Here is a 20,792-nt window from a genome sequence, read left to right as displayed (position 1 = left end):
CACGAGCCCACCCGGCACAGCTCACACGAGCCGGCTGAGACGAGCAGGACCACCTGCCGGCGGAGTGGGACCTGTCACCACGGTCCAGGTGATGGGCACATCGCGCATGACGAGGACGCTGTCGAGGGTCGCTGCGCCGTGCGGGAGGCCGGCGAAGAACGTCGACCGCACCGAGCGGGCCCGGCCTGGCGTGACCTGCCATTGTGTCGTATCGAGGCGCAATCCCTGAAGGCGGCGACCGTCACGACTCGGCGACCAGCCGACGGCCCCGTTCCGGAAGAACGCCGAGGCGTCCTCGACGCTGGCGAAGAGGTCACTTGTCCAGTCCTCGGTGAGATCGACCGCTGCGTGCACGCTGGCGCCCGGCGCCGTCATGGTCACCTCGATATGGTCATCCGTCTCGTAGCCGGCGAAACGTGCATGGTGATGCACCCCGGGCAGCAGACGCCCGCCTGCAGCGACGGGCAGCCAGGAGGCGCTGTGCCGCTCGGGAATATAGACCCCCACCTGGGTTCCGTGCGCGTCGTCCCATTCGACGGCTATCCGATGCGCGGCGTTCTCGGCACCCCAGCCCACCGTTGGGGCGAACCAGGCCGGGCGCAGGGAACCCAGGCGCAACAGGCACACGCCGGCGACGGCCTGGTCGTTCAGCAGCTGGGGCCGTAGCCCGGCGGGGAGCAACCGGCTCGCCACATCGGGATCAAGCCGATAGGTGATCAGCAGGCGACGCTCGATGGTCGCAGCCAGGCGCGGCCTCAGGAGCGTCATCGAGCGTCCCGGACAGGCGTGACGCCTTTCTGGGCTTTCTGGGCTCGCTCAGCTTTCGCTGCAGACTTCTGGGCCTTCCGGTTCGCCTTCTGAGCGCCCGTATGCGCCGTCGGGCGCACACCCTTAGCCGACGACTTCGTGGAGTGACCGACCGACTCCGCGCCGGGCGATACGGCGGCTGGGCGCGATGTCGGTCGGATGCTGCGCAGGACCATCTGTTCTGGACAGACCGTGGACAGGAAGTCGCCAACCGACAGGGCGAGGCGGTCGCCCGCAAGCGAATACAGGATGCGGTTGGCGTCGCGACGTTCCGTGACGAGACCAGCGACCCGGAGCACTGACAGGTGCCGGGAAATCGTGGGCCCGGTAGCCGTGAACCGTGCGGCGATCTCCCCCGCGGCCAGCTCGCCGTCTTTCAGGTCCTGCAGAATCTGCCGACGAGTGGGATGTGCCAGAGCTGTGAAGACATCACCAACGGCTTCGGTCGTGCTGATAGCTTGCATGTTTGCAATCTAGCACTCAAGCTAAATAGCGCACAATGACAATCCCGGCCCCACCGCTGTGCTGCCCAGGGTCCAGGAGGCTCAGGTCTCCGGCACCACGGGGGCGTCGGGCATCCCCCTCAACAGGATTCCGGCCTGCTCGGTGATGCCAGGGCTGGAGTCCCCGTCATGACCCAGCACCCGCAGGCTGCTGTACAGGATTGTGGAGACCAGCGCCGCCGCATCCTCGTCGGGGCGATCGGCGCGGATGGCGATCACGCTCTCCACCAGACCGAAGATCACGTCGACCAGATAGTCGAGTGCGGATCTGGAGCCGCCTCCCGTGGGTCCGAGATCGGCCCGGACCGAGGCCTCGACGCTGTGCATGATGAGTGCCGCGTAGGTGTCCCGGAGCCTGGCACGTTCCCGCCGGAACGGCTCGAGGAGCTCATTGCGAATCTCCGGGAGGAAGTACAGCGTTCCGATGTTGTAGGACGATCTCGCCAGCTGTCCGGTATCGAAGCAGATCAGCGCGGCCAAGCGAACCACGGCCGGCTCCGGTGCCGCCTCCAGATACGCCGCTACCCGCGTAGAGGGTTGCACGGTGCGCATCAGTAGCACCTTGAGGATCTGCTCCTTGCTGGGGAAGTGATAGTAGAGCGAAGCCTGGCGGATGCCCACCCGGTCCGCGATCGCGCGGGTCGATGTGGCCGCGAAGCCCCGCTCGACGAACAGCTGAGCCGCCGCGTCGAGGATCTGCTCCGTCGCCGACAGATCGGGTCGATGGGCGGCCGCCGCGCGAGGCCGGCCTCGTTCGGCACGGGGCTGCGCGGCGTGGTCTGTCACAGAGCCATCGTGCCACACAACGCCACCCCCGCGGTCAGCCCCGGGGTGCCGCGACGCGGCTCGAAAATGCTCGAGCCGTACGTGGAAAACGCCCACCCCTTCTCCACAACAGGCTGGTCAGAAATCTTTTCCACACCCCCACCCACCGGAGCATTGCTACGGCGAACGCGAACCGCGCCCGGGCCTTAGCCGAGCTGCAGGACTGGAGCTCCGACCCGGTCATCGCGAAACTGCTCAACCCCGACTACGCCCTCGAACCCGACAGCGCGTTCGAGGAGGCCCGCCGCCCGGTCCTGACCGATTCGCAGGCCAGTTCGCGGAAGGTCGCCGCGTGGGAAGACCAGGAGATCGCCCGCCGCACCATCGCCAGCGAGGTCGCGTGCGCCCTGCACCTGGCCGAGCGCACGGCGGAGAACCTGATCGGCGAATCGGCGATGTTCGCCGGTCCGATGACAGCGACCCTGACCGCGATGAGGCGTGGGGAGATCAGTTACCGGCACGGGCAGGTGTTGATGGAGCAGTTGAGCTTCATCCCGCTCGAGGAAGCCGCCGAGCTGGAAGCCGAGTTGTTGGCGGCGGCGAAGGAGCTCACCGTGGGCAAGCTCAGGGTGAAGGCGCGGCGGGTGCGGGAACACCGGCACCCGGAAACCCTGACCAGCCGGGCCACCGCCGCGCACGCCGAACGGGGCGTGTGGTGGGAAGGACGGCCCGACGGCATGGGCACCCTCACCTGGTACGGCACCGCGCAGCACACCCAGGCTGCGCACGACCGCCTTACCCGTATCGCCCGGGCCGCCCAGGCTCAGGAACGCAAGGACGACGCCCTCCCGGAAGAACAGCGTCGCACGATCGGTCAGATCTGCGCCGACGCCATGGCCGATCTGGCCCTGGACGGCGTGACCCCGTCGGGTACCGGCGGCGGGATTCAGGGCCAAGTCCTCGTCACCGTCCCTGTACTCACGGCGATGGGCACGAGCGACGAGCCCGGTGTCCTAGAGGGGTACGGGCCGATCCCCGCGGATACGGCCCGGGAGATCGCCGCCGGAGCGCCCAGTTTCGCCCGGCTGCTCACTCATCCCAAGACCGGCGCCGTGCTCTCCGTCGGGAAGGACCGCTACACGGTCCCCGCTGACCTGCGCCGTTGGCTGCGTCTGCGGGACGGCACCTGCCGGTTCCCCGGCTGCACCCGCCCCGCCGTCCGCAGCGACATCGACCACACCACAGCCTGGGAGGCCGGCGGCCCCACCGATTACGACAACCTCGCCCACCTCTGCGGCCCGCACCACCGGCTCAAACACCAGACCCTCTGGTCGGTCGTGCAGGAACCCGGCGGAGTGCTCCGCTGGACCTCCCCGGCGGGGGCGACCCACCGCACCTACCCCGAAACCACCCTCGGGCCACCACCCACCCCACCCCCACATCCGGCCCACGCACCCAACACGGCGACACGACCGGACCAACGCCCGACACGCCCCCTTCCCGAAGCGCCGCCGTTCTAGCCGACCGAGCCTCGAGATGATCAGGTATCAGCCGGCCAACCTCCTGAGAAGACTCCCAAACAAGCCCCGGATCAGCCCGTTCGGAGGGTCGCCGTGCTGGTCGGGGCGGAGCATCGGCTAGATTGGTTCAGCAGTACTGAAGGCACCTCACCATCGACACGGTGCCGCTGAAATAAGAATCGGAGAGTCATGAGCAACGCTGACCGCGTTCCCGAAAAGCCAGTCCTCGAAGGGCTCGAAGCCAAATGGGAAGCCAGCTGGGAGGCTCAGGGCACCTACCGGTTCGACCGGGCCGCTGCCGCGAAGGAGTCGATCTTCTCGATCGACACCCCGCCGCCCACCGCATCCGGTTCCCTCCACATCGGACATGTCTTCAGTTACACCCACACCGATGTCGTCGCACGATTCCAGCGTATGCGCGGCAAGAGCGTGTTCTACCCGATGGGTTGGGACGACAACGGTCTGCCCACCGAGCGCCGCGTGCAGAACTTCTACGGCGTGCGCTGCGACCCGTCGCTGCCGTACACCCCCGACTTCGTGCCCCCCTTCGAGGGTGGCGACGGCAAGAGCACCAAGGCCGCCGACCAGCTCCCCGTGAGCCGTCGCAACTTCATCGAGCTGTGCGAACGACTCACCGTCGAGGACGAGAAGCAGTTCGAAGAGCTGTGGCGCACCCTCGGCCTCTCCGTCGACTGGACCCAGAGCTACCGCACCATCGCGCCGGAGTCGATCTTCGCCTCGCAGCTCGCGTTCGTGGGCAACGTCACCCGCGGCGAGGCCTACCAGGCCATGGCGCCGACGCTCTGGGACGTCACCTTCCGTACGGCCGTGGCCCAGGCCGAGCTCGAGGACAAGGAGATGCCCGCCGCCTACCACCGGGTCTCCTTCCACAAGCCGGATGGCTCCACCATCGAGATCGAGACCACCCGCCCCGAACTCCTCGCGGCGTGTGTGGCGCTCGTGGCGCATCCGGACGACGAGCGCTACAAGCCGCTCTTCGGCACCACCGTGCGCACCCCGGTGTTCGACGTGGAGGTGCCGATCCTCGCGCACCACCTCGCCCAGAAGGACAAGGGATCGGGCATTGCCATGATCTGCACCTTCGGCGACGTCACCGACGTGGTCTGGTGGCGCGAACTCGATCTGCCCAACCGTGCGATCATGGGCTTCGACGGCCGCATCATTGCCGAGGCGCCCGACGTCATCACCACGCCCGACGCGCAAGCCGCGTACGCGCAGCTCGCCGGCAAGACGGTGTTCTCCGCCAAGCAGGCCATGGTCGACCTGCTCCGCGCATCCGGCGACCTGATCGGTGAGCCCAAGCCGATCGTGCACCCGGTCAAATTCTTCGAAAAGGGCGACAAGCCCCTCGAGATCGTCTCCACCCGCCAGTGGTACATCCGCAACGGCGCCCGCGACGAAGCGCTGCGGGCCCGGCTCATCGAACACGGAACCGCTTTGCAGTGGCATCCTGAGTTCATGCGCGTGCGCTACGAGAACTGGGTCAACGGTCTCACCGGTGACTGGCTGGTGTCCCGGCAGCGGTTCTTCGGCGTGCCGCTCCCGGTTTGGTACCCGCTCGACGCCGACGCCAACCCGGTCTTCGACCAGCCGATCATCGCCACCCGCGAGCTGCTCCCGGTCGACCCGTCCTCCGATGTGGCTCCCGGCTACACGGCCGAGCAGCGCGGTGTCGCCAATGGCTTCGTGGGCGAGGTCGACGTGATGGACACCTGGGCCACCTCCTCGCTGACCCCGCAGTTGGCGGGCGGCTGGGAAACGGACCCTGAGCTCTTCGACCTGGTCTACCCGTACTCGCTGCGCCCGCAGGGCCAGGACATCATCCGCACCTGGTTGTTCTCCACGCTGTTGCGCGCGGAACTCGAACACGGCGAATCACCGTGGAAGCACGCCGCACTGTCGGGCTTCATCGTGGACCCCGACCGCAAGAAGATGTCGAAGTCCAAGGGCAACGTTGTCACCCCGGCCGACGTGCTCGTGCAGCACGGTTCGGATGCCGTGCGGTACTGGGCAGCCTCGTCCCGCCTCGGCACCGACGCGGCGTTCGACCCCAAGAACCCCACCCAGATCAAGATCGGTCGCCGCCTGGCGATCAAGATTCTCAACGCGAGCAAGTTCATCCTCGGCTTCGCCGGCGACGACTCAGCGCCGGTCACCGAGCCGATCGACGCGAGCATGCTTGCCCGTCTCGACGTGGTGGTGACCCAGGCCACAGCCGCGTTCGACGCGTTCGACCATGCTCGTGCGCTGGAGGTGTCGGAGAGCTTCTTCTGGACCTTCTGCGACGACTACCTCGAGCTGGTCAAGGAACGCGCCTACGGCGAGCCCGGCCCCGAGCAGGCGTCGGCCGTCGCCGCCCTGCGCCAGGCCCTCTCCACGTTGCTTCGGCTGTTCGCGCCGTTCGTTCCGTTCGCCACCGAAGAGGCCTGGTCCTGGTCCAACGACGGCTCGGTCCACCGCGCTCCGTGGCCCGTCGCAGGCTCGACGCCGGCGGATGCCGACTCGCTCGCCCTGCTCGATCTGGCCAGCCGCGCCCTCACGGGCATCCGTCGAGCCAAGACCGACGCCAAAGCGTCACAGAAGTCCGCTGTCACCTCCGCCACCATCGGAGGCCCAGCGGCAGAGGTGGCCCTGCTCGGGCAGGTCGCCGCCGATTTGAAAGCAGTAGGCCGTATCGAGGACTTGACCTTCGTCGAGGCCGCCGAGTTGGTCGTGACTGATATCGTGCTCGCCACGGTGTCGGAAATTTAAGGAGAACGCATGTCTGTACAGGTCCGCCCGCTCGGCGACAAGGACTTCTTCCCGTGGCTGGGTCTTTTCGAGGGCTACAGCGAGTTCTACAAGAGCGACCTCACCGACGAGAAGGCTCTGCGCGTGTGGAGCTGGATCATCGACAAGAACCATGACCTCGACGGCGCTGTCGCGGTTGACGACAATGGTGACTTCGTCGGCTTCACGCTCTACCGTGCGGTTCCGCGCACCCTCAGCGGCGACGTCGGGCTCTTCGTCGACGATCTCTTCGTGGCACCGGATGCCCGCGACACCGGCACCGGTCGGGCCCTGATGGACTTCGCCAAGGAGTACGCCAAGGCGCACAACTACAGTTCCCTGCAGTGGGTCACGGCGGCGGACAACAAGACCGCGCAGAAGCTCTACGACGAGGTCGGCACCCGCACCAGCTGGGTCACCTACGAGGCCGAGGTCTAACATGCAGCTCGGAACCCGCTGGTCACTCGGCGCCACGCCGCCCGAGGGCCTGCCTGAGGTCGTCCTCATCGCCCTGCAGGCGGTGGAGGGCGATCTCGCTGCCCTCCCCGACGACACCAGCGGGTGGCGCTGGACGCTCACCTGGCTCGAGGGCAATCCAGTCATCGAACTCGACGACGGCACCGTCATCCGGTTCGACCCGAAGGAAGACAGCGCCACCATCACGCAGCCGGCCGTCGTCGTCGACGACGAGGACGACTGGATCTAGGCGGCTGGATCCCGGGCCGGCTGGACCCCGGGCCCCTGGATCTCAGGAAATTGGGAGCAGGCGACCGGATCTGACCTGATCCCGTCAACCGTTCGGCGTCTCCCACCGCCACAGGGCGGCCAGGCCGAGGCCACCTGCGATGCTGAGTGCGGTCAGACCCAGTTCTCCCGCTGACGCGTCGCTTTGCGCCTGCTGCAGGAGCCGAAGCACCAGCATCGCGCCTGAGGCGCCGTAAGGATGCCCGAGGGCCAGCGCCCCGCCCTGGCGGTTGGCCTGCTCCGAAGGCAGGCCCATCAGGTCGAGCGAGGCCAGCACCTGGGCCGCGAACGCTTCTGTGAACTCGACCCGGTCCACGTCGCCGGGAGCCACACCTGTGCGGGCGAAGAGCGCCTGTCCGGCCGCTGCCCCGCCCACGCCCAGCAGCGTCGGGTCGACGCCTGCCGGGACCGCGTCCACGAAGCGCAGGTACCCGGACGCGCCCCAGGCGTCGGCTTGGGCGCGGCTGGTCACGACCACGACCACCGCACCGTCGGCGTCGGCGCAGGAGTTCCCGGCAGTGACGGATCCACCGGGGGTGAACGCCGCCGGGAACCGAGCCAGGAGTCTCTCCCCCAGCCCCGGGCGGGGACCGGAGTCAACCGCGAAGGGCCCGGTCGGTGTCTGGATGGCGACGATCTCGTCCTCGAATGCACCTGCCGCTCTCGCCGCCACGGCGAGCTGATGGCTGCGCAGCGCGAAGGCATCCTGGCGTTCGCGGGTGATGCCGTAGGCCGCCGCAACGGTGTCGGCTGCGACACCCATGTCCGGGTCGCCCAGGTGATCCGGGGCGAAACGCACCCGGTCGTAGAAGTCGGGCGCGCCGGGCACGGAGCTGAGGCGGTGGGCGCGAAGTGGCGCCGTGCTCGTACTGTCGACCCCACCGGCGAGGTAGAGGCTGCCGGCGCCGGCCTGAACCAGTCGGCAGGCCAGCACAATGGCCTCGAGCCCCGACCCACACTGGCGGTCGATGGTCTGCCCCGGCACCGTGACCGGCATCCCCGCCGTCAGCAGGGCCAGTCGGGCCACGTTGCCGCCGCCGCCGACCGCATTGCCGATGATGACGTCATCCACCTCCACCGCAGGGATTCCGGTGTCGGCCAGCACAGCCGCAAGCACCGGCGCCAGAAGGTTCTCCTGGGTGACTGTGCCCAGCGCGCCATTGCGTCGGGCGAAGGCCGTTCGGCGGCCCAGCAGGATCACCGGCTCCCGGTCGGCCGCGGACGAGGTCTTGCCGTCCGGGTCGCGTCCGGCTGCGAGGGTGCCGGCCGTGTTGCTGCCGGCTGTGTTGCTGCCGGCCTGGTCAGCGCAGTCGAACGACACGCGAGTCCCCCTGTTCGATCCAGCGGCCGAGCATTCTGCGGCTGACCTTTCCCGCCGGGGTGAGGGGCAGTTCGCTCATCCGGTAGTAGGCGTGCGGCCGTTTGGGAGCCACCAGCGCTGCGCCGCACGCGGCGCGCAGGCTCACCGCATCCAGGTCGGTGCCGGCGACCATGTCGGTGTCACCGAGCACCGCGGCCACCACCCGGTGCCCGCGGGTCGCGTCGGGCAGGCCTGTCACCACGGCGGCCCGCACGCCGGGCAGCGCCTGCAGGGCCGCCTCCACTTCCTGCGGGTAGACGTTGCTGCCGGCGCTCAGGATCATATCCTGACTGCGACCCAGGTGGTGCAGCACACCGGCTCCGTCGAGGAAGCCGTGGTCGCCCACCGTGCACCAGGTGCCCAGCCGTTGGAAGGCCGCCCCGTCGTCTCCCCAGAGGTAGCCGTCGCACACCAGGTCGCTGGAAACCTGGATGGTCCCGGTTATCCCGGGTGCGACGACGGCGCCCTGGTCGTCGACGATCCGGATCCGTACCCCTGGGAAGGGCAGCCCGACGGCCGTCCCGGTGGGCTGCGGAGGCTGACCGGGTGCCAGGACCGTCGCGGAGACGAACCCGAGTTCGGCGGCACCGTAGTAGGCGGAAACCGTCGCGGCGGGCGCCCACCGTTGCAGGAGCACAGTGGTGTCGAGGTCGAGCTTGGCTCCCCCGCTGACGATGCTGGTGATCGCCCGGCACAGCCGGTTCGACGCCAACCCCCGTTGGGCGAGCAGCCGCAGCACGGCCGGCACAGCCACCAGCCGGGTGATGCCGTGGTTCTCGATGCGCTCGAGTGCCGCCGCCACATCGAAACCCGGCAGTGAGTGGAAGGTCGCCCCGACGTGCAGGGATTCGGCCAGGGCATAGAGATTCAGGCTGGCGCTGAGCGGTCCGGGCGCGAGGGTACTGTCGTCCCGGGTGAGGCCGAGCACCCCGGCGCTGCGGGGGAACGACTGTTGCCACGAACGCCGCGTGCGGCGGAACGCCTTGGGCACCGCTGTCGTGCCCGACGTGAACCCGTACAGAAAGGTGGAGTCCGGCGGCCCGTCGGCCATGGTCTCGGGGACCACGGTCGTGCTCTCGAGTCCCCTGAGCCGGGCAAGCACGTCGGCACGCTGCTCCGCCGGCCACCCAGGGTCGAGCACGGCGACGCTGCCGAAGCCGGCGACACCGGCGAGGAATCGCACAACGAATTCGAGGCCGTTGGGTTGGCCGATGACAGTGGGGCCTTTCGGCCGGTCTGTGCCCGGCGGCGTTCCGCCCAGTCGCTGCAGCACAGCATCGCGCAGCTCGACGTAGCTCAGGCGATCGTCGCCGATCTGCACGGCGAGCTGCTGAGGGTGCGTCTCGGCCCTGTGCTGAACCGCGGAGAGAATGGGCATCACCACCCTTTCTACCGCACGACGCTACCGTACGGCGATGATCTCACCGTGCGTGAGAACGAACCAGCCGTCGGGATCCAGCGCCCAGTGCCGCCAGCCGGAACCGATCTCCTGCAGGTCCGCCAACCGTGCCACCCCGGCCTCGATGGCCTGGGCTACGAAGTCGGCCTCGGTGGCGCGTTGCGCCCAGGACTCTCCCCACCACTCCCGCTCGGCCTCCGAGGCGAAGCACCACACCGACGCGCTACTGGTGACCTCGGCGAATCCTGCCTGCCGTGCCCAGGCCTTGAGCGCCCGGCCGGCGTCTGGGTCGCCACCGCTCATGGTGTGCACCGCGCGGTACGCAGCCATCCACATCGCCAGGGCCGGCAGTTTCGGGTACCAGGCGGCTCCCCCGTAGTCTGCGTCGCGCGCGGCGAGGATGCCGCCGGGCCTCAGCACCCGACGCATCTCACGCACGGCCGCCACGGGATCATCGACGTGTTGCAGCACCTGGTGGGCGTGCACGATGTCCACGGATGCGTCGGCGAGCGGCAGAGCGTGAACATCGCCGACCAGGAAGCTCGTATTGGACAGACCCACGTCGAATGCGAGACCGGCCGCGTACTCCACCGCCGTGGCCGAGGAGTCCAGTCCGATCACCCGGCCGGGAGCGAGCCGGCGGCCCAGGTCGACCGTCACCGTGCCCGGCCCGCACATCACATCGAGCAGGCTGAGTCCTGGACTCAGGTGCGGCACCAGGTAGGCGGCCGAATTCTCCACGGTGCGCCAGGTGAGCACCCTCTGCAGGTGTTCGTGCCCGAGCGGGGGCAGGTCTCGCGGGGCGGTCTCCTGGCGCTCGGGGGTGTCGTTCATGGCCAGATCCTATGACGGTGCGCCGCCCACCGCACCCGCGCGCCGACTCCCGGTCGCACCGGCGCCCGCACCCGAGCCGACACTAGGCTGGGGCGATGGCCGTCCCCTCGAATCCGTTCCTCGCTCCCAGCACCCTGCCGTACCAGCTGCCACCGTTCGCGGAGATTCGCGACGAGCACTACCGCCCGGCGTTCGACGCCGGCATGGCCGAGCAACTCGCCGAGGTCGCCGCCATCACCCAGGATCCGGCAGACCCGACCATCGAGAACACCCTCGTCGCCCTCGAGCGGAGCGGCCAGGTGCTCACGCGCGTGGCCACGGTGTTCTTCTCGCTCAGCTCGTCCGACTCCACCGACTTCGGTACCGCCCTCGAGGAAGAGCTCGCTCCGCTGCTTGCGGCGCACACCGACGCCATCCGTCTCGACAGGGCCCTGTACGCGCGAATCGCCGACCTCTATGAGCGCAGGGACGCGCTGGGCCTGGCCCCGGAGACCGCCTATCTTCTCGAGCGGTACTACACCGAGTACACCCTCTCCGGGGCTGGACTGTCCGACGCCGACAAGGACACACTGCGCGAGCTGAACATGCGGCTGTCCACCCTCACCACCCGGTTCGAGAAGAACCTGCTCGCCGACACCAATGACCTCGCCGTCGTCATCGACGATGTGGCGGAGCTCGACGGCCTCGGCGACGGCGAGATCTCGGCCGCTGCGGAGGCGGCCAGGGAGCGCGGTCTCACCGGAAAGCACGTCATCACCCTGGTGCTGCCCACCAGCCACCCGTACCTCGCGTCGCTGAGCAACCGGGCCGTGCGGGAACGCCTGCTCACGGCGTCGCGGGCCCGCGGCATCCGTGGCGGCGAGCACGACAACCGCGACCTGGTGCTCGAGATCACCCGGCTGCGCGCCCGGCGGGCCCGCCTGCTCGGTTTCGACAGTCACGCCGCGTACGTCACGGCGGATGAGACGGCGAAGTCTCCCGAGGCCGTCGCCGACATGCTCGGGCGGCTCGCCCCCGCGGCAGCACGTAACGCACAGTCCGAGCAGCAGGCGTTGCAGGCGGCGGTGCGCGAGTCCGGCGCCGACTTCGACCTGGCTGCCTGGGACTGGGCGTTCTACACCGAGAAGGTGCGCCAGGCGACGTTCGATGTGGACACGAGCGCCATGCGGCCGTACTTCGAATTGGAACGCGTGCTGAAGGACGGCGTCTTCTACGCCGCCACCCGGCTGTACGGCGTCACGTTCACCGAGCGTCCCGACCTGACGGCCTGGAACCCGGAGGCGCGGGTCTTCGAGGTCGCCGACGAGGACGGCAGCCCGGTCGGACTGTACATCGCCGACTTCTACACCCGCGATTCCAAGCGTGGCGGGGCCTGGATGAACTCACTCGTCTCCCAGTCCAGCCTGCTGGGCACCCCGACCATCGTGACCAACAACCTCAACGTGGCCAAGCCGGCCGCCGGCTCCCCCACCCTGCTCAGCTTCGACGAGGTGAACACGCTCTTCCACGAATTCGGCCATGCCCTGCACGGCTTGTTCGCCCGGGTGACCTATCCGCGGTTTTCCGGCACCAACGTCTACCGCGACTTCGTCGAGTTCCCCAGCCAGGTCAACGAGATGTGGATGCTCTGGCCTGAAGTTCTGGAGAACTACGCCAGGCACTATCGCACCGGCGAGGCCATGCCCCAGGAGCTCGTGGACCGCATCCGTGAATCCGCCACCTTCAACGAGGGCTTCTCCACCAGCGAGTACCTCGCCGCGGCACTTCTCGACCAGGCCTGGCACCGCATCAGCGCCGACGACACCGTGACGGATGTGGCCGCGTTCGAGTCCGCCGCGTTGGCCGCGGTCGGGCTCGACAACCCCGCCGTGCCCACCCGCTACTCGAGCACCTACTTCGCCCATACCTTTTCCGGCGGCTACGACGCCGGCTACTACTCCTATATCTGGAGCGAGGTGCTCGACGCCGACACCGTGGCCTGGTTCACCGAGAACGGCGGCCTCACCCGGGCCAACGGCGACAGGTTCCGCGCCCGGCTGCTGGGCGTGGGCGGCAGCGGTGACCCACTGGCCGCGTACCGGGACTTCCGAGGCCGCGACGCTCACATCCAGCCGCTCCTCGACCGCCGGGGCCTCAACTAGCCGCCCGCACGGCCTCGGGCGCTCCGGCTCCCCCGTCGCGCCCGTCCCCACTCGCTCCCAACAGCTGTTCCCCGTGCGGACATCTGCGGCCGGTACGCCGGCCGCAGATGTCCGCAGTGGCAACAGTTGTGCGCTGTTCGGCAGATGCGGCTCAGTGGTACAGCGCGCTGTAGGCGTTGATGGCGGGCTGCCCGCCCAGGTGGGCGTAGAGCACCGTGCTGTCCGGACCGATGTCACCGGAGCCCACCAGATCGATCAAGCCGGCCATCGACTTCCCCTCGTAGACCGGGTCGATGATCACGCCCTCCAGGCTCGCGGTGAGGCGGATGGCGGCGTTCGTCGACTCGACGGGGATCCCGTAGTAGTCTCCGGCCCAGCCCTCGAGCACGGTGATCTCGTCATCGCCGATCGGCCGGCCAACACCGATGAGCTCCGCGGTGCTGCGGGCGATGCGGGCGACCTGCTCGCGCGTCGCCTCGATCTTGGCGGAGGCGTCGATGCCGATGACCCGGCGCCGGCGACCGCCGAAGTTGGCCTCCAGATCGGCGAATCCGGCGATCATGCCCGCGTGAGTGGACCCCGTGACGCTGCACACCACAATGGTGTCGAAGAAGACGCCCTGCGCGGCCTCCTGCTCGGCGACCTCGTGGGCCCAGTTGGCGAATCCGAGACCGCCCAGCCGGTGGTCGGAGGCGCCGGCGGGGATGGGGTACGGCGTGCCGCCCGACGCCTCGACATCGGCTATGGCCTGCGTCCAGGAGTCCTTGAAGCCGATCCCGAAGCCGTCGGCGGAGATACGCACATCCGCGCCGGTGAGCCGGGAGAGCAGGATGTTGCCGACTCTGTCGTTGACGCTGTCCGGCCAGTCCACCCACTGTTCCTGCACGAGCACTGCCTTGAGTCCGAGGTGCGCGGCCACCGCGGCCACCTGCCGGGTGTGGTTTGACTGGATGCCGCCGATCGAGACCAGGGTGTCTGCGCCCTGGGCCAGGGCCTCGGGGATGAGGTATTCGAGCTTGCGGGTCTTGTTGCCGCCGAAGGCCAGCCCGCTATTGACGTCTTCACGCTTGGCCCAGATCCGGGCGCCACCCAGGTGATCGCTCAGCCGGTCAAGCGGATGAATCGGGCTCGGGCCGAAGGTGAGCGGGTGACGGGGAAAATCGCGCAGTGCCATGGGGTCCTTTGGTCTGGTCGGGTGGGAGTGAAAGGAAGAGAGGGTGATGGGCCGGACGTGAGCCGGCACGTCGCGGCTCAGCCGGCAGGATCCGCGGCGTGTGCGGTGGCGAGCATCCGGCCCAGGGTGAGCCAGTTCTCCCGCACGGCCGTGCCGGCCTCGTCGGCCCGGCCGGCCGCACACAGGGCGATGATCCGGTCGTGGTCGGCCACCGACGCACGCCCGGCCAGCGAGCCGAACCGGGCGCGCTCCAGCCTGCGCAGGGTGGGGGTCACCTGTTCGAGCAGCACGGGCAGCAGCTCGTTGGCGCTGGCGCGCACGGCGACCGCGTGGAAGTCGTCGTCCGCGGCTATGGCGGCGGCCACGTCGTTGGCGGCGAGGGCCACCCGGAACCGGGCATTGGCGGCGGTCATCAGGTCGAGATCGGCCCTTGTGAGTTGGGCGACGGCCTCCCGCGCCGCGAGCTCGTGCAGCGAGGCGGCGATAGCCTGGGCGTTCAGAGCGGTGCGTTCATCCAGCGGGGCCACAACCGTCTGCCGCGCGCGCTCCGTGCGCACCAGGCCCGCCGTCTCCAGCCGTGCGATGGCTTCCCGGATCGGCGTGCGGCTCACTCCGAGCCAGGACTCCAATTCTGTATCCCGCAGCTTCTCCCCGGGTGCCAGCGTGCCGTCCACGATAGCGGTGCGGAGCGACTCGTAGGCGTAGTCGCGCAGTGAGGCAGGACGGTGGGAGGCATCAGGCACGGGAACCGGCATGCAATATATTAGATATCCTCGATCGCGTCCTGTCAACTTGTGTTCATCGTGCGACGACCATGATTGGTGCGTATTGAGCCGCGACGGGCCCCCTGCGGACACACTGTCGCGGGACACCGGATGCAGTCGTCGGGAATGGGACCAGTCGCCCGGCGGGGACGTGAACCGCAGAACGCAAAACCGCCCCCGAATAATCGGGGGCGGTTCATGATCGAGTGCCGGGCGGCTTAGGCCGACTTGTCTTCGCGGCGGGCGGTGTGCAGCACGATGGTCGGGGCGGCGTTCTCGAGCACCGACTCGCGGGTGACGACGACGCGGGCGACATCCGTCGAGGAGGGCACCTCGAACATGATCGGCCCGAGGACCTCTTCCATGATGGCGCGCAACCCGCGGGCGCCGGTCTTGCGCAGCACGGCGAGGTCGGCGATCGCCTCGAGGGCCGGCTGCTCGAAGTCGAGCTCCACCCCGTCGAGTTCGAACATGCGCTGGTACTGACGCACGAGCGCGTTCTTGGGCACGGTGAGGATCTGCATGAGCGCCACCTGGTCCAGCTGGGTGACCGTGGTCACCACCGGGAGCCGGCCGATGAACTCGGGGATCAGACCGAACTTGTGCAGGTCCTCAGGCAGCACCTCGCTGAACAGGTTGATGTCGTCGCCCTTGCTGTGCAGCGGGGCGCCGAAGCCGATGCCCTTCTTGCCCGCCCGCTGGGAGATGATGTCGTCGAGCCCCGCGAAGGCGCCCGCCACGATGAACAGCACGTTGGTGGTGTCGATCTGGATGAACTCCTGGTGCGGGTGCTTGCGGCCGCCCTGCGGAGGCACCGAGGCGACGGTGCCCTCGAGGATCTTCAGCAGGGCCTGCTGCACGCCCTCACCCGAGACGTCGCGGGTGATCGACGGGTTTTCGGCCTTGCGGGCGATCTTGTCGATCTCGTCGATGTAGATGATGCCGGTCTCGGCGCGCTTCACGTCGTAATCGGCGGCCTGGATGAGCTTGAGGAGGATGTTCTCCACATCCTCACCCACGTAGCCGGCCTCGGTGAGCGCCGTCGCATCCGCCACGGCGAACGGCACATTCAGCCGTTTCGCGAGGGTCTGGGCCAGGTAGGTCTTTCCGCAACCGGTCGGGCCAATGAGCAGGATGTTGGACTTGGCGATCTCGACGTCGTCGTGGATGGCTTCTGCCGCGGTGAGCGTGGCACGGGAACGCACGCGCTTGTAGTGGTTGTAGACGGCGACGGCGAGGGCGCGCTTGGCGGATTCCTGGCCGATGACGTATTCCTCCAGGAATCCGAAGATCTCCCGGGGCTTGGGCAGTTCGAACTCGCTGCCGGCTTCTTCGGCGCCGGCCTCGGCCAGACGCTCCTCGATGATCTCGTTGCAGAGCTCAACGCATTCATCACAGATGTACACGCCGGGTCCGGCAATGAGCTGCTGTACCTGCTTCTGGCTCTTTCCGCAGAAAGAACACTTCAACAGGTCGGCGCTCTCGCCTATTCGTGCCATCCGTGAGCCTCCTCCATCAATGACGCTGAAACGAGCCTAGCTGGTGCGTGTGACAGATAGGTGCACCCAGCCACAAAGCGAAACGGCGCGCCGCCCGAAGGCAGCGCGCCGTTCCCGGAACAACCGGGTGCCGAGCGGATGCCCGGCGCCCGACGTTACTTGACGAGCGTCGGAACGTTCTTCCGGCTGGTCAGGATCTGGTCGATCAGACCGTACTCGAGCGCCTCGGGCGCACCGAGGATCTTGTCGCGGTCGATGTCCTTGTGCACCTGCTCCTGGCTGCGGTTGGAGTGGTGGGCCAGAGTCTCTTCGAGCCATTCGCGCATCCGCTGGATCTCGGCTGCCTGGATCTCGATGTCGGATGCCTGGCCGCCACCCTGGCCTCCGGCCGAGGGCTGGTGGATGAGGATGCGGGCGTTGGGCAGCGCGAGGCGCTTGCCCGGCGTGCCACCGGCCAGCAGCACGGCAGCGGCGGACGCCGCCTGGCCGAGGCAGACCGTCTGGATGTGCGGACGGATGTACTGCATGGTGTCGTAGATCGCCGTCATGGCGGTGAACGAGCCACCGGGCGAGTTGATGTACATCACGATGTCGCGATCGGGGTCCTGGCTCTCGAGAACGAGAAGCTGGGCCATGACGTCGTCGGCGGATGCGTCGTCAACCTGCACGCCGAGGAAGATGATGCGGTCCTCGAAGAGCTTGGCGTACGGGTCCTGCCGCTTGTAGCCGTAGGCGGTGCGTTCCTCGAAGGTGGGGAGGATGTAGCGCGACTCGGGCGCCTGCGGAGCCAGTCCGCCGGCGTTCATTCCGCTGGCACCGTGGCCAAAGTTGGTGAATTCCATGATCTGCCCGTCCTACTTCTTGTTCACTGAGTCGTCGGTGCCGCCGCCGCCGACCACTTCCGTCGCAGATTTGCGCAGGTGGTCGACGAAACCGTAGTCCAGAGCCTCCTGGGCGGTGAACCAGTTGTCGCGGTCGTTGTCGATGAGAATCTGCTCGACCGACTTGCCGGTCTGCTCGGCGGTGAGCTCTGCCATGCGCTTCTTCATGTCCAGGATGACCTTGGCCTGGGTCTGGATGTCTGCGGCCGTGCCACCGAATCCGCCGGACGGCTGGTGCAGCAGCACCCGGGCGTTCGGGGTGATGTACCGCTTGCCCTTGGTGCCGGAGGACAGCAGGAACTGGCCCATGGACGCCGCCAGCCCGATTCCCACGGTGACGATGTCGTTCGACACGAACTTCATGGTGTCGTAGATGGCCATGCCGGCGGTGATCGATCCGCCGGGTGAGTTGATGTAGAGGAAGATGTCCCGCTGAGAGTCTTCTGCTGCGAGCAGCAGGATCTTGGCACAAATCTCGTTGGCGTTGTCGTCGCGCACTTCTGAGCCGAGCCAGATAATGCGGTCGTTAAGCAGCCGGTCAAAAACGCCGGGTGTAAGTGCCATTTCGGCCATGTCGCGCTCCGTTTCACTTGTCGCTTCAGGAATGAATCTATAGGGTCCAACGCGCGGGAAAGGCTGTGTTCGCCCTCGGCAGATTCAGCGCTGGACCCGGTACGCAGAACGGGCCGGCTGTCCGTGGACAACCGACCCGTTCTTCGCCCGGAGGGCGGGATACTACTTCTTGGCTGCAGCCTTCTTCTTGGGCTTCGCCTCGGCGGCCGGTGCCTCCTCGACGGCTTCGTCAGAAGCTGCCTCGTCGGTGGTCTCATCCGCTGCCGGCTCGTCGTCGACGACGGCCGTGAACTCGGACAGGTCGACGACGGCACCGTTGGAGTCGGTGACCTCGGCCTTGCCCAGGGCGATGGCGAGGGCCTTGTTGCGGGCGACCTCGGCGACCATGGAGGGGATCTGGCCGTTGCCGGACAGGGCCTGAACGAATTCGCTCGGGTCCATGCCGTACTGCGAGGCACCCTGGATCAGGTACTGGGTGAGCTCGTCCTGGCTGACCTTGACCTTCTCGGCCTCGGCGATGGTGTCGAGGAGGATCTGCTGGCGGAAGGTCTTCTCGCTGGCTTCGGTGACCTCGGCGCGGTGGGTCTCGTCTTCGAGGCGGTTCTCGCCCTCGAGGTGACGGTGCACCTCGTCGGCGATGATCGCTTCGGGGATGGGGACCTCGACGGACGAGAGCAGCTGCTCGATGAGCAGCTCGCGGGCCTGGTTGCCCTGGCCGAAGACCTTGGAGCGGCCGACCTGAGCCTTGAGGCTCTCGGTGAGCTCGGCGATGGTGTCGAACTCGCTGGCGATCTGAGCGAAGTCGTCGTCGGCGGTGGGAAGCTCGCGCTCCTTGACGGCGATGACGGTCACGGTGATCTCAGCGGTCTCGCCCTCGTGGTCGCCGCCGAGCAGCTTCGACGCGAAGGTGGTGGTCTCACCGGCGGTGAGGGACTCGAGCGCTTCGTCGATGCCCTCGATGAGGTCGCCGGAGCCGACCTCGTAGGAGATGCCGCTGGCGTTGTCGACCTCGACACCGTTGACGGATGCGACGAGGTCGATCTGCGCGAAGTCACCGGTGGTGGCGGGGCGGTCGACAGTGATCAGCGTGCCGAAGCGGCTGCGCAGGGTGTTGAGTTCCTCGGTGACCTCGTCATCGGAGATGTCCACCGCGTCCACGGTGAGCTTGAGGCCCTCGTAGGCGGGCAGGTCGATCTCGGGGCGCACGTCGACCTCGATGGCCAGCAGCAGGTCGCCGGAGAAGTCCTTGTCGCTGGGCCATTCGACGATGTCGGCCTCGGGGCGGCCGAGCGGGCGCAGCTTGTGCTCGTCGACGGCCTTGCGGTAGAAACCGTCCAGGCTCTCGTTGACGGCGTGCTCCAGCACGGCGGACTTACCGACACGCTGGTCGATGATGGGCGGCGGAACCTTGCCCTTGCGGAAGCCGGGGATGTTGATGTCCTCGGCAATGTGCCCGTAGGCGTGGGTGATGCTGGGCTTCAGCTCCTCAGGGGTCACCGAGATGGTGACCTTGGCGCGTGTGGGGCTCAGCTTTTCGACCGTGGACTTCACGTTTAAATCTCCTGTGTTCGACAGTTATGTTCGTCAGATGTTCAGGGGGGTGATGGTCGGGGCGACAGGATTCGAACCTGCGACCTCTCGGTCCCAAACCGAGCGCTCTACCAAGCTGAGCTACGCCCCGGATGTCATCTCACCCGTTGGGGCCACCAGCTTGGCGCGCAGACTCACACGACAGGCGGATTGACCTCCGTCAGTCTAGTGCACGACCCGAAGCCCGGGGTGTCCCTGAACACATTCAAGGCCCGTTCCCGGGCCGATTTCGGTGCGGCTGGGGGCCTGCGGGAAAACGTTCGCCGAAACCTGTACTACGATATTCGAGTGCCGCTACACGTTGCACATGGGGATGTAGCTCAATGGTAGAGCCTCAGTTTTCCAAACTGATGGCGCGGGTTCGATTCCCGTCATCCCCTCCAGATCGCGCCGCCCACACGGCTACTGTTCCCCATCCGGACATCTGCGTCCGGCGTACCGGGCGCAGATGTCCGGACCGGCAACAGTTTCGGAGTGTGACACGCTCGTTGCCTCAGGCGAAGGCGTAGGTGACGCCGGTCAGGCGTTCGCTTACGGTCCAGAGCCTCCGGGCGTCCTCGGTGTTCTGGGCGCGCTTGGAGCGGGTCACCGGCACCGGATGCCCATGCTGCTGCCCGAACCCCTCCGGACCCACGAACGAGTTGCCGGCCAGGCCGGGCACCGTTGCCGCGTACAGCGTCGGCAGGGCGCCCCACACCGCCGGCTGGGCGAGTTCACGGGTGAGCGCGGCCATGAACCGGGCCCGCCGTGTCGTGGTCTTGGCTCCGCGCATGGCCGGTCCCGTGCTCTGCAGGTTCGTGAGCGCGAATCCCGGGTGCGCCGCCATGGCCCGCAGCGGTGCTTTCGCGGCCGTCGCCCGTCGCTGCAACTCGCTCGTGAACAGCAGGTTCGCGAGCTTGCTCTGCCCGTACGCCGGCCACGCCCGGTAGCGCTTCGCGCCCATCAGGTCGTCGAAGTTCATCTTTCCGATGCGGTGCACGGTGGAGGACAGCGTGACCACGCGCGCATCCGGGCTCGTCGTGAGCAGCGGCAGAAGCCGCCCGGTGAGCGCGAAGTGGCCGAGGTGGTTGGTGCCGAACTGCATCTCGAAACCGTCAGCGGTCTGCCGCTGGGGCAGGTTCATCACCCCGGCGTTGTTGACCAGCAGGTCCAGCCGTCCGGTGCTGTCCGCGAACCGGCCGGCGAACGCCGCGATCGAGTCGAGGCTGGCCAGGTCGAGCACACCCACCGCCAGGTCGGCGTCGGGCAGACGGTCGCGCATCCGTTCGACGGCGGCCTCTCCCCTGGCGGCGTCGCGCACGGCCAGCGTCACTGATGCGCCGTGCGCGGCGAGCTGCGCAGCGGTCACGAAGCCGAGACCGGAGTTGGCGCCTGTCACGATCGCGGTGACACCGGTGAGGTCGCCGATCTTGTCTTCCGTCCAGCCGTAGCCGAGCTTGGGTTCCATG

At 67.9% G+C, this 20,792-nt stretch carries 18 protein-coding genes and 2 tRNA genes; 6 read left to right on the top strand and 14 right to left on the bottom strand.

Annotation, left to right across the window (positions count from 1 at the left end; all coding sequences use genetic code 11):
* Window positions 1–21: 21 nt before the first annotated feature.
* The 3 genes from DOE79_RS00335 to DOE79_RS20820 all read right to left on the bottom strand — a co-directional run bounded on the left by DOE79_RS00335 (window position 22) and on the right by DOE79_RS20820 (window position 2,096).
* Window positions 22–768 (bottom strand): DUF2071 domain-containing protein, encoded by a 747-nt coding sequence (locus tag DOE79_RS00335; protein WP_120336816.1) that lies wholly within the window; start codon window positions 766–768, stop codon window positions 22–24.
* A complete protein-coding gene (locus DOE79_RS00330) occupies window positions 765–1,271 on the bottom strand; it encodes a metalloregulator ArsR/SmtB family transcription factor (RefSeq protein WP_120336815.1) in 507 nt (168 codons plus the stop codon). Before DOE79_RS00330 ends, DOE79_RS00335 begins: the two co-directional genes overlap by 4 nt.
* Before the next feature lie 81 nt (window positions 1,272–1,352).
* A complete protein-coding gene (locus DOE79_RS20820) occupies window positions 1,353–2,096 on the bottom strand; it encodes a TetR/AcrR family transcriptional regulator (protein ID WP_162942555.1) in 744 nt (247 codons plus the stop codon).
* Between DOE79_RS20820 and DOE79_RS20400 the strand changes: the two genes are divergently transcribed.
* From DOE79_RS20400 to DOE79_RS00300, 4 genes are all read left to right on the top strand, one after another.
* Entirely contained in the window at window positions 2,090–3,595 is a 1,506-nt protein-coding gene (locus DOE79_RS20400) for an HNH endonuclease signature motif containing protein (RefSeq protein ID WP_245977264.1), read from the top strand. The two genes, DOE79_RS20820 and DOE79_RS20400, sit on opposite strands and share 7 nt — an antisense overlap.
* A 189-nt stretch (window positions 3,596–3,784) precedes the next feature.
* Window positions 3,785–6,367: a valine--tRNA ligase gene (gene valS, locus DOE79_RS00310; RefSeq protein WP_120336812.1), complete on the top strand. Its 2,583-nt coding sequence runs from the start codon at window positions 3,785–3,787 to the stop codon at window positions 6,365–6,367.
* Between the two features lie 9 nt (window positions 6,368–6,376).
* Entirely contained in the window at window positions 6,377–6,823 is a 447-nt protein-coding gene (locus DOE79_RS00305; protein ID WP_120336811.1) for a GNAT family N-acetyltransferase, read from the top strand.
* A 1-nt stretch (window position 6,824) separates the two neighbouring features.
* On the top strand, window positions 6,825–7,091 hold the full coding sequence (locus DOE79_RS00300) for a hypothetical protein (protein ID WP_120336810.1): 267 nt from the start codon (window positions 6,825–6,827) through the stop codon (window positions 7,089–7,091).
* An 84-nt stretch (window positions 7,092–7,175) separates the two neighbouring features.
* On the opposite strand, the gene DOE79_RS00295 is transcribed toward DOE79_RS00300, so the two are convergent.
* From DOE79_RS00295 to DOE79_RS00285, 3 genes are read right to left on the bottom strand one after another with little or no spacing between them, the layout of a single operon-like run.
* A complete protein-coding gene (locus DOE79_RS00295; RefSeq protein WP_120336809.1) occupies window positions 7,176–8,450 on the bottom strand; it encodes a thiolase family protein in 1,275 nt (424 codons plus the stop codon).
* A complete protein-coding gene (locus DOE79_RS00290; RefSeq protein WP_120336808.1) occupies window positions 8,431–9,867 on the bottom strand; it encodes a class I adenylate-forming enzyme family protein in 1,437 nt (478 codons plus the stop codon). The genes DOE79_RS00295 and DOE79_RS00290 overlap by 20 nt, the downstream gene beginning before the upstream one ends.
* Before the next feature lie 24 nt (window positions 9,868–9,891).
* Window positions 9,892–10,722 carry a methyltransferase domain-containing protein gene (locus DOE79_RS00285; protein ID WP_120336807.1) on the bottom strand — a complete coding sequence of 277 codons (831 nt, stop codon included), beginning with the start codon at window positions 10,720–10,722 and terminating at the stop codon, window positions 9,892–9,894.
* 95 nt (window positions 10,723–10,817) lie between these two features.
* On the opposite strand from DOE79_RS00285, the gene DOE79_RS00280 reads away from it, so the two are divergent.
* Window positions 10,818–12,863, top strand: coding sequence for a M3 family metallopeptidase (locus DOE79_RS00280; protein WP_120336806.1), 2,046 nt, complete (start codon window positions 10,818–10,820; stop codon window positions 12,861–12,863).
* A 151-nt stretch (window positions 12,864–13,014) separates the two neighbouring features.
* Here the strand turns inward: DOE79_RS00280 and DOE79_RS00275 are convergent, their stop codons facing one another.
* From DOE79_RS00275 to DOE79_RS00245, 7 genes are all read right to left on the bottom strand, one after another.
* Window positions 13,015–14,037 (bottom strand): 1-aminocyclopropane-1-carboxylate deaminase, encoded by a 1,023-nt coding sequence (locus tag DOE79_RS00275; protein WP_120336805.1) that lies wholly within the window; start codon window positions 14,035–14,037, stop codon window positions 13,015–13,017.
* 77 nt (window positions 14,038–14,114) lie between these two features.
* Window positions 14,115–14,792, bottom strand: a complete 678-nt coding sequence (locus DOE79_RS00270; protein ID WP_120336804.1) for a GntR family transcriptional regulator — start codon at window positions 14,790–14,792, stop codon at window positions 14,115–14,117.
* Window positions 14,793–15,019: 227 nt separating this feature from the next.
* Window positions 15,020–16,300: an ATP-dependent Clp protease ATP-binding subunit ClpX gene (gene clpX, locus DOE79_RS00265; RefSeq protein WP_120336803.1), complete on the bottom strand. Its 1,281-nt coding sequence runs from the start codon at window positions 16,298–16,300 to the stop codon at window positions 15,020–15,022.
* Between the two features lie 155 nt (window positions 16,301–16,455).
* Window positions 16,456–17,142 (bottom strand): ATP-dependent Clp protease proteolytic subunit, encoded by a 687-nt coding sequence (locus tag DOE79_RS00260; protein ID WP_425455670.1) that lies wholly within the window; start codon window positions 17,140–17,142, stop codon window positions 16,456–16,458.
* A gap of 12 nt (window positions 17,143–17,154) precedes the next feature.
* Entirely contained in the window at window positions 17,155–17,754 is a 600-nt protein-coding gene (locus tag DOE79_RS00255) for an ATP-dependent Clp protease proteolytic subunit (protein WP_066595953.1), read from the bottom strand.
* 162 nt (window positions 17,755–17,916) lie between these two features.
* Entirely contained in the window at window positions 17,917–19,305 is a 1,389-nt protein-coding gene (tig, locus tag DOE79_RS00250) for a trigger factor (protein ID WP_120336801.1), read from the bottom strand.
* Between the two features lie 53 nt (window positions 19,306–19,358).
* Window positions 19,359–19,435 (bottom strand) — tRNA-Pro (locus DOE79_RS00245).
* Between the two features lie 218 nt (window positions 19,436–19,653).
* Between DOE79_RS00245 and DOE79_RS00240 the strand changes: the two genes are divergently transcribed.
* Window positions 19,654–19,727 (top strand) — tRNA-Gly (locus tag DOE79_RS00240).
* Window positions 19,728–19,837: 110 nt separating this feature from the next.
* Here DOE79_RS00240 and DOE79_RS00235 read toward each other — a convergent pair.
* A complete protein-coding gene (locus DOE79_RS00235; protein WP_120336800.1) occupies window positions 19,838–20,791 on the bottom strand; it encodes an oxidoreductase in 954 nt (317 codons plus the stop codon).
* Window position 20,792 lies beyond the last annotated feature (1 nt).

The sequence above is a fragment of the Cryobacterium soli genome (genome assembly GCF_003611035.1).
GTDB lineage: Bacteria > Actinomycetota > Actinomycetes > Actinomycetales > Microbacteriaceae > Cryobacterium > Cryobacterium soli.
This window is presented reverse-complemented; position numbering and strand designations above follow the sequence as displayed.

What these genes read in the sequence shown, in the direction of transcription:
- DOE79_RS00275 (WP_120336805.1), bottom strand. Translation starts at nt 14,037, where the DNA reads ATGGCACTGCGCGATTTTCCCCGTCACCCGCTCACCTTCGGCCCGAGC.
- DOE79_RS00255 (WP_066595953.1), bottom strand. Translation starts at nt 17,754, where the DNA reads ATGGCCGAAATGGCACTTACACCCGGCGTTTTTGACCGGCTGCTTAAC.
- valS (WP_120336812.1), top strand. Translation starts at nt 3,785, where the DNA reads ATGAGCAACGCTGACCGCGTTCCCGAAAAGCCAGTCCTCGAAGGGCTC.
- DOE79_RS00290 (WP_120336808.1), bottom strand. Translation starts at nt 9,867, where the DNA reads ATGCCCATTCTCTCCGCGGTTCAGCACAGGGCCGAGACGCACCCTCAG.
- DOE79_RS00335 (WP_120336816.1), bottom strand. Translation starts at nt 768, where the DNA reads ATGACGCTCCTGAGGCCGCGCCTGGCTGCGACCATCGAGCGTCGCCTG.
- clpX (WP_120336803.1), bottom strand. Translation starts at nt 16,300, where the DNA reads ATGGCACGAATAGGCGAGAGCGCCGACCTGTTGAAGTGTTCTTTCTGC.
- DOE79_RS00305 (WP_120336811.1), top strand. Translation starts at nt 6,377, where the DNA reads ATGTCTGTACAGGTCCGCCCGCTCGGCGACAAGGACTTCTTCCCGTGG.
- DOE79_RS00300 (WP_120336810.1), top strand. Translation starts at nt 6,825, where the DNA reads ATGCAGCTCGGAACCCGCTGGTCACTCGGCGCCACGCCGCCCGAGGGC.
- DOE79_RS00280 (WP_120336806.1), top strand. Translation starts at nt 10,818, where the DNA reads ATGGCCGTCCCCTCGAATCCGTTCCTCGCTCCCAGCACCCTGCCGTAC.
- DOE79_RS00260 (WP_425455670.1), bottom strand. Translation starts at nt 17,142, where the DNA reads ATGGAATTCACCAACTTTGGCCACGGTGCCAGCGGAATGAACGCCGGC.
- DOE79_RS00330 (WP_120336815.1), bottom strand. Translation starts at nt 1,271, where the DNA reads ATGCAAGCTATCAGCACGACCGAAGCCGTTGGTGATGTCTTCACAGCT.
- DOE79_RS00270 (WP_120336804.1), bottom strand. Translation starts at nt 14,792, where the DNA reads ATGCCGGTTCCCGTGCCTGATGCCTCCCACCGTCCTGCCTCACTGCGC.
- DOE79_RS00285 (WP_120336807.1), bottom strand. Translation starts at nt 10,722, where the DNA reads ATGAACGACACCCCCGAGCGCCAGGAGACCGCCCCGCGAGACCTGCCC.
- DOE79_RS00235 (WP_120336800.1), bottom strand. Translation starts at nt 20,791, where the DNA reads ATGGAACCCAAGCTCGGCTACGGCTGGACGGAAGACAAGATCGGCGAC.